The organism is Clostridium frigidicarnis, from assembly GCF_900111985.1.
Lineage (GTDB): Bacteria > Bacillota > Clostridia > Clostridiales > Clostridiaceae > Clostridium_Z > Clostridium_Z frigidicarnis.
Genome location: NZ_FOKI01000074.1, coordinates 1 through 8051, shown reverse-complemented (window position 1 = coordinate 8051; position 8051 = coordinate 1). Strand labels below are relative to the sequence as shown.

Sequence of the window (8051 nt, the reverse complement as noted above, 5' to 3'; positions counted from 1 at the left end):
TAATGCGCCGCGGGCCCATCTTGTAGCGGATTACTCCTTTCATCACTTTGAGATGCCTCAATGTGACAATATGCGGTATTAATCCTCCTTTCGGAGGGCTATCCCCCACTACAAGGCAGGTTGCCCACGTGTTACTCACCCGTCCGCCGCTAGATTGTTTCCGAAGAGACTCTCTCGCTCGACTTGCATGTGTTAAGCACGCCGCCAGCATTCATCCTGAGCCAGGATCAAACTCTCAATTTAAAAAGTTTAATCTCTTAGCTTTTCGCTAATTATTTACTGTAAAAGAATTGCTGGTTCTTTATCTTAATCTGTTTAATTTTCAAAGACCAATTTTTGTTTGCCGCTTCATGCGACTTATTTATTATCGCATTTCCAAATAACTTTGTCAACAACTTTCGAAACTTTTTTTCAAATTTCCTTAAGTTTTTAATTCTTGTTGATTTGTTTTCTTATCTGCAACGATATTAATCTTATCATATTAACAATATATCGAAAATATTTTCCCTCTTATTAAGTAAGGTTATACTTATCTTACTTAATAATACTCTAAAATTCATAAATGTTTATATATTGACACACTAGGTAAGGTATATTTAAACCAATTGATATATATTGATTTAAATTAAGTTAAAAAGCCACTTTTTGTATACTCTTTTATAATATTACCCAAATTCTATATTTTTTATTACACTTTCAAGTAAAATATTTAATAACCTATAAAACCCTTACTATCTATTATTCTTATAGATAAACTTTTAATTGATACTTTATGCAATTTAACACATATAATTCTAATCTTTATAGTTAATGCATATTTATTTAAGATTTAGCACAGTATATTTACAGTACTTCTCAAATAATCTTATTTTATGTGTGTATTTTAAAATTTGTATTTACTTTGAAAGGAGTTATTTATGAAAAAAAGACATAATTTTAATGCTGCGCTTTTATTATTATGTATGTCCTTTATATCTATATTGTTTTCAGGTCACTCTGAGTGTTATATAGAATTATCAACTAATAATGAATTAGAACCTAATGCTTATAAGGATACTTTATCTGATGAAGTGTTTGATTATGATTTTTTATCTAGCCCAACTTTTAACCATATCTCTAATGATGTTGCATTAGTTGATTGGTGGAATGATGGGTCCTCCCTATTTTCAGTTGGAACTCATGCTAAAGTTGTAGACATAGAATCCGGTAATAGCTTTAATGTTGAAAGAACAACTGGAACAAATCATGCTGATGCTGAAACCTTAACTAAAAATGATACTAATGTTATGAAGACAATATGGAAAGGTTTTTCTTGGGAAAGAAGACCTGTATACCTTATTATAAATAATAAAACCTATGCAGCTTCAATGTCTGCTATGCCCCACGCCGGCATAGACAGTGAACCTTGGCTTAAATGGGTTACTAATCGTTCTGGAAATTTTAATTCTGGTCAAAATCTTGATTTTATTAAGAATAATGATATGGATGGGCATATAGATATCCATTTCTTAAATAGCACAAGACATATGGATAATAAAAAGGATCCTGATCATCAGGCTGCAGTTAAAAAAGCGTCAAAAATCTAAAAACAAAATATGCCTACAAGATCTTGTAGGCATATTTCCTTTTATGAAGATCAATATTATCTTACTTTATATTAATGATAAAAATTTATTCTTATTTTTGACATGAGAATAAAGTATCTTACCTCATTTATAATTATCATTATATTTACTTAGGTACATGAAAGAAAATAGACTAGCATACTGACTTGTTATTTTTTTGAATGTTCCTTATCTAGTTTTGTAAAAACTTATGTGATCTTTCCACTCACCATTTATGTTCAAATAGTTTTTATTAATTCCTAGCTTTGTAAATCCACACGATATTAATACATTTTGTGACTTCAAGTTATCTATTAAAGTAGATGCCTCAATTCTATGCAATTCCATTTCATTAAAAGCATAATTAACCAAAGTATTTACCGCATCTTTCATATAGCCTTTTCCTTGTTCATTTTCATCTATAGAATATCCTATAAATGCATTTTTAAATATCCCATACACTATATTAGATAATTGAATTTTACCTATTAATCTATCATTTTTAAATATGCCTAAGTTTATACTCGTACCATTGAGATATTGTCTATAATTCTCTGATAATATCTTCTTTTGTATACTTTCAGTATAAAAACTTGAATCACGTAATGGTTCAAAGTTTTCTAAGTGAGTTTTATTTTTTATATAATAAGATAGCATATCATTTGTGTATTGTGGTGTTAAAAGTTTTAACTTTATTTTTTTTCCTTCTATACTTAGACCTAACTTTGTAGTTCTATTGTTGAATTGAATAGATGTTATTCCAAACAAATACACACTGGTATAAATACCATTTTCAGATATATTATTATCTAAAATTCCCTCTAATTTAAATCCTAATTCATCAAAGGGTGTAATATTTAAATCATCATCGATAATAAAACTTAATTTAAATAAATCTTTTATATTAAATAATTTAGAACAAATACTATTTATACATTCTTTAAGTAATAAAACATTATCACTTCTATAATACTTTAATCTAATCAAACAACTTTTAGAATTTCTATTGAAATCTATAGTATGTATTCTTCCTACTGTTATACCATTCTTATCTTTTATTATATACTCACTTGAGGATACCTTTGATACCTCTATAACCTCTTTCATTTTAAACATAGCTATCTCTCCTAGACATATTTAGTAAACTCTCATGTATTTTTCTTAATAAACATTATATACCTTTTTCTTAAATACTGTAATCAAGAAAAGAAAGTAAGCTCTAAAAAGAGCCTACTTTTTAATAATTAATTTATCCTTAGTTTTACGGTAAATGACAGATACAGAGATAATTGATAATACTAAACTTATAGGTATTAATGATAACGCCATCCTAGTTCCAACAAGTTGATTTACAATTCCCATTATGTTATTCATAATCATACTTATAAACATTGCAAATGTTATTATTATACCTGTTAAGTAAGTGCTTCCTTTAGTAAAAACTTTGCTTATACTTAATACAACGGTTGGGAAAGTTATCGCAAAAAATATACCTGAAACTCCTATTATAAGAACTCCATTAGATCCCATTCCAAATCCTATAGTATATATAATAAATGCTATAATAAGTGATTTTAAAACCGTATTTAAATATCCCATTTTCTCAACAACAAATCCTCCACCTAATCTACCTATAGCAAATAAAGCAAAAAATATTGATAAATATGTTGAACTTTGTGATTTGTTAAAATCAAAACTTGACTCCATATAGTTTACAAACCAGTTTCCTGTACCACCCTCTGCAAACACATAAAATCCTAATGCAAATATATAGAACCACACTAATTTATTGCTTAAAGCATCTTTTAATGTCAACTTTTCTTCCTGGTTGTCTTTCTGAACATCTGGTATTTTTATAAATTTAAATAATAAAAGCATTATTCCATAAAGACCTGCAACGCCTATGTATATATGTCTCCAACTTACATTATAATACAGTAATTTACCAAAAGCCATTTGTCCTGTTGAAGAACCTAATCCATAACAAAAATGAACTAAATTCATGATTACACTTTGCATTGATATAAATAATATAGGTATCAATGTATTTATACTTATAGCTGAAAATGCTAGTCCACAACTTGATAAAGTTATAGTTGCTACAAATTGATAATAATTTGTGCTAAACGATATTAACAGCATTGATACAATCATAGTCAAAATTCCTAAAACGAAAACTTTCTTTTGACCAACCTTTTCACAAAGCATACCGCCTAAAAAGCTTGCTATGGAATACCCAATCGTACACATTCCGAATATAAATCCTATGTCTGCATCATTAATTCCAAAGTCTGCCTTAAAGCTAGGAACAAGAACCCCTCTTGTGTTTTCAGCTATAGCAGCTAGAATCATCATTGTAAATATGAATATTATTGTGAATAAATGCGGCTTTTTGTTCTCCATTTAAATATACTTCCCCTTCCAAATCCTTCTTATTTTTTTCATACTGAATAATTATACCACAATTTAAAAGAAGTACATTAAAACTATTTCTCACCTAATTTAATGGTAAATTTTATCTTTACTTTTAATAAGTTCATTAAATATATTTTGCAAAAACATATAAATAATCAATCTATAAATCTTATTAATTAACTCCTTATATTTCTTTATATAAATTCTTGATTAATTGGAATTAATCAACCATAGTTTTTATGAATAATAAGTGTGTAATTGCTAACCCTATTATTGTAGACCCAGTTCTTCTTACCTTTATATGAAGTTTTTCTAAAATGAATATAATATAACTTCATACAAAGCTTAGAAGAAATTACCCATGTGCGTAGCAATTTTTGAACTCTTACCTAAAAATAAGAGTATTATCAAAGATACCGCTGGGATAAAATCTATATTTATATGCTCTTAGGCCTCATTTGTGAGTTTTAATTGCCTTGGCTAAAGAGTTAAATCCCCCCACCTTAATAAATTAATATTTACTTTAGTCCTTAACCTTTAAGTGCTTTTCGGTTAAGGACTATATTTTTTGAGTAATTAAAAAGAGTTTTTAAGAATATAATCTCTTGTAACACTTTTTAGTGGAGGATTTATTCTATGAGAAAGAAGCTAAAATCAAAATTAATAGTTTTAACATTACTAGCTTTAGTATTTATATTTTTAGGCGGATATATGACATACACACTTTCTAACTTAGGTAAAACTAAAGAAACTTGGATTGTTCCAAATTCCTCTAAAACTTATAATAAATTTGTTACAAAAGATATATTAATAAATGAAATAAAGAAACAAAATGAATTAATTCCAATGGAGACTGAGTTAAAGGAAGAAGTAACTGTTAATAACAGTTTTGGTACCCTTAATATCTTTAAAAAGCTTCAAACTATAGATTTTTTTGGTCAGGGTATATATACAGTAGACCTATCAAATCTTAAATCTGACAAAATATCTATAGATAAAATATCAAAGAAAATAACCTTAACTATAGATAAGCCAGCTATAAAAACTATTTCAATAGATGAAGAAAAAACCATATACCATTCTCCAGACCTAGGAGTTTTAAGATTTGGAGAAGTGAATTTAAGTCCTGAAGAATATGATGTTTTAATGACAGAAGTAAAGGCGAAAATGAAATCTAAGTTACTATATGAGGATGTATATGATGATGCACTTAAAAATAGTGAATCTACTATAAAAGATTTACTATCCTCAATACTCTCTAGTACAAATCTTTCTAATTATGACCTAGATATAAATTTCGTATAGAACTAAGCTTCATTCAGGTAGTGTTCTTTTCTTAGCCTGAATGTTAAATGAATTAATCTAGAATTGTAGCACCCATTATAAAAGTATGTGGGTATTAAAAGTGATAGTCATTATATAAAAATCTACTGAAATATATTAATACAAAAAAACTGCTATTACTAATACGTAAAGCAGTTCTTTTTTGTTAATTAGGCACATTGAAAAAAAGAACTTTTCTTTCATGCACCTTAACAACTCTTCGATAATGATCTTTCTATCCTGTTTAGTGGTATAAGTTTTAATACTACTATTGTTATAATTAATTCAGGTATTAAATAAGTTGCATTATATATTAATGAATATATTAATGGATTTTGATTTCCGGCATAACTTGCAAAGAATATAACCCCTGATAACACATGACATATATAACGTCCAATAATACCTACTGTTGACCCTAATGCTATGTTGTTTTTGAAATAACCAGCTAATCCTAGAGCCATGAATGGAAATGAATAGTCAAGTAATAATTGTACTGGATGAATAACATAAGCTCCTAACATTAAATCTATAACTCCAAATAAGAAGCCTGTTAACATACCAACTCGTGGTCCATATATATACGCTACAAAAATTATAGGTATCATACTTCCTAATGTTACAGCTCCTCCATTAGGCATCTTAATTATAGTAAACATTTTTAAAATTGTCCCTAACGCTATAGCTATGCCAACATAAGTCATAGTTTTAGCATCTAATTTTACATTTCTTATAACTACTAATGCTATAACTAATCCAATTAAACAAAGTAGTGTTATATAGATTATAGGATTGGAAAATACCTCCTTAAGTGAATCTCCTACGTGAGGAGTTTTAAAATTAAAATCAAACATACTAAATACCTCCTTAATATTTTATATATTCTCAACCAATTCTTTAATTTAGATATTGTTTCTTTATAATCAATAATTTTTATAAGTCTTACATAAGGCTATCTATAGATTATAATTTGTTTCATAACCTACATTTAAATATCATACCTTTAATATAAAATGAATATTGATTCAGGTGATGGTCATCATATAAATTTTTACAACAAAAAAACACTACTATAAAGCAGTGTTAATGGCTGTAAATTAATTATAATTTATATTAATACTGCTTCCCTACGCTGGTACTATCCAGATCAGGTACAAGGGTTAGAAATACTTTTCCTCTCAGCCTCAGCGGCACCCCTAGCTTTTTTATTATATTGTTACTTCTATTATAACTCCTAAACACAAAATTTCAACCATTTTTTAGAAATTTATGTTTTGTATTTATTACCTTATATTCCTTTACAAAAGTTTTGTTTAATATTTTCTAAATCAGCCCTTTTAATACTGTCCTATTTAAGTTTATAATATATTGACAGTATTTATTTTACATATATAGGTAATTAGTCTTTTAATTTTTTCTGTTGTAAATATTATTAAGTACTCTTAAATTAATTTTATAAAAAGGATGTGTTAAAATTATGGTTCCGTTAACTACAGAATCTCTTTGGATGCTTGCAATACCCATAAGTATAATTCTTTATATTATTACATGTATATTCATTGGAATATGGGTATATAGAGATTGTAAAAATAAATCTGTAAGTATTAAATGGGTATATATTTCAGCTTTTGTACCCTTTTTTATAGGATTTGCTATATACATATTAATTAAAAATCATACAAAGTCTGAAAAATTTAATTTGCACTATTCTCCAAAAACTCAAAAGATTTTTATGTATTTAATAATCTTATTGGTAACTATAAATATAGGATGTCTTTTTTTATCTCATTATTCTATAAGTGAAATGATGAATTGGGATGTTTCAAAAGAATCTAAAAATCTTAATGAAAATCAAGACGATTCAAATTATGAACTTAACTTTGATTATTGGAACTTACATTATCAAGTTGAGTTATCTTATGATAGTGATAACAAAATAGATCTACAATATAGTATTCATACTGAAAAAGGTTCAATTGATGCTAAGATAATTGATGAAAAAGGTAATACTCTTGAAAAACTGCCAACCAATACAGATGGATATGTTTCTGTAAGTCTTGAAAAAAATAAGAAATATTTTATAGATTTGAAAGGTAAAAAAGCTGAAAATGGTTATATAAATATAAGTTGGTTTCTCTCATAACAAAATGATCACACAATTCTTTAATTTAAAACAGAAAATACTTATTTAAGTTATAAGAATAAATTAGTGACAGGTTGATAGTTATAAGTTAATGTTTATTAATAACGTAAAGGAAAATATCATTAAGGTACATTTAAAAAATAACAAGTCAGTATGATAGCATATTTGACTTGTTATTTTCTTTCGTGTACCTAACTTTCCTAAGTAAGAACAAAAGGCTACGCCCTTTTTTAATTGACAATTGAGAATTGACGATTATTGTTGAAAGTCACGGACTTCCTAAATATAAAGTTGAAGGTTGAGAGTGGAAAGTTGAAAGTTCAGGTTGAAAATCACAGATTTTCTCTAAATTATATTTTTTAAATTTTAAAATCTTCCTTAGAAGATTTATCCTTGAATTGTCAATTTTCAATCGTCAATTGTCAATTTCTTAAACTCTTGCAACTTGCCACTTGTAATTTTTCACTAATTAAAGTTTTCAACTAAAAAATCTATATATTTTAATAGTTATCAAAGTTATCCACAGATTTGAAATTTTATAATATCCTATACATTAAAAAACTTTA

6 protein-coding genes, 1 rRNA gene and 1 riboswitch are annotated in these 8051 nt (G+C 27.0%); of the genes, 3 read left to right on the top strand and 4 right to left on the bottom strand.

The genetic code is table 11. The features are described 5' to 3' along the window. A 16S ribosomal RNA gene (locus tag BM119_RS18985) occupies positions 1 to 243 on the bottom strand; the annotation flags it as partial. A gap of 674 nt (positions 244 to 917) precedes the next feature. On the opposite strand from BM119_RS18985, the gene BM119_RS18980 reads away from it, so the two are divergent. Next, positions 918 to 1586, top strand: coding sequence for a hypothetical protein (locus BM119_RS18980; RefSeq protein WP_090043278.1), 669 nt, complete (start codon positions 918 to 920; stop codon positions 1584 to 1586). Positions 1587 to 1793: 207 nt separating this feature from the next. Here BM119_RS18980 and BM119_RS18975 read toward each other — a convergent pair whose 3' ends face one another. Continuing rightward, positions 1794 to 2720: a GNAT family N-acetyltransferase gene (locus BM119_RS18975; RefSeq protein ID WP_090043277.1), complete on the bottom strand. Its 927-nt coding sequence runs from the start codon at positions 2718 to 2720 to the stop codon at positions 1794 to 1796. 114 nt (positions 2721 to 2834) lie between these two features. Beyond that, the gene (locus BM119_RS18970; protein ID WP_090043276.1) at positions 2835 to 4007 is read right to left on the bottom strand and encodes an MFS transporter; all 1173 of its coding nucleotides are present in this window, start codon (positions 4005 to 4007) and stop codon (positions 2835 to 2837) included. 648 nt (positions 4008 to 4655) lie between these two features. Between BM119_RS18970 and BM119_RS18965 the strand changes: the two genes are divergently transcribed. After that, positions 4656 to 5324, top strand: a complete 669-nt coding sequence (locus BM119_RS18965; protein ID WP_090043275.1) for a DUF4230 domain-containing protein — start codon at positions 4656 to 4658, stop codon at positions 5322 to 5324. Between the two features lie 227 nt (positions 5325 to 5551). Here BM119_RS18965 and thiT read toward each other — a convergent pair whose 3' ends face one another. Continuing rightward, positions 5552 to 6196 (bottom strand): energy-coupled thiamine transporter ThiT, encoded by a 645-nt coding sequence (thiT, locus tag BM119_RS18960; protein WP_090043274.1) that lies wholly within the window; start codon positions 6194 to 6196, stop codon positions 5552 to 5554. Between the two features lie 253 nt (positions 6197 to 6449). After that, a riboswitch (TPP riboswitch) is annotated at positions 6450 to 6550 on the bottom strand. A 269-nt stretch (positions 6551 to 6819) separates the two neighbouring features. Between thiT and BM119_RS18955 the strand changes: the two genes are divergently transcribed. Further along, on the top strand, positions 6820 to 7485 hold the full coding sequence (locus BM119_RS18955) for a hypothetical protein (protein WP_090043273.1): 666 nt from the start codon (positions 6820 to 6822) through the stop codon (positions 7483 to 7485). Positions 7486 to 8051 lie beyond the last annotated feature (566 nt).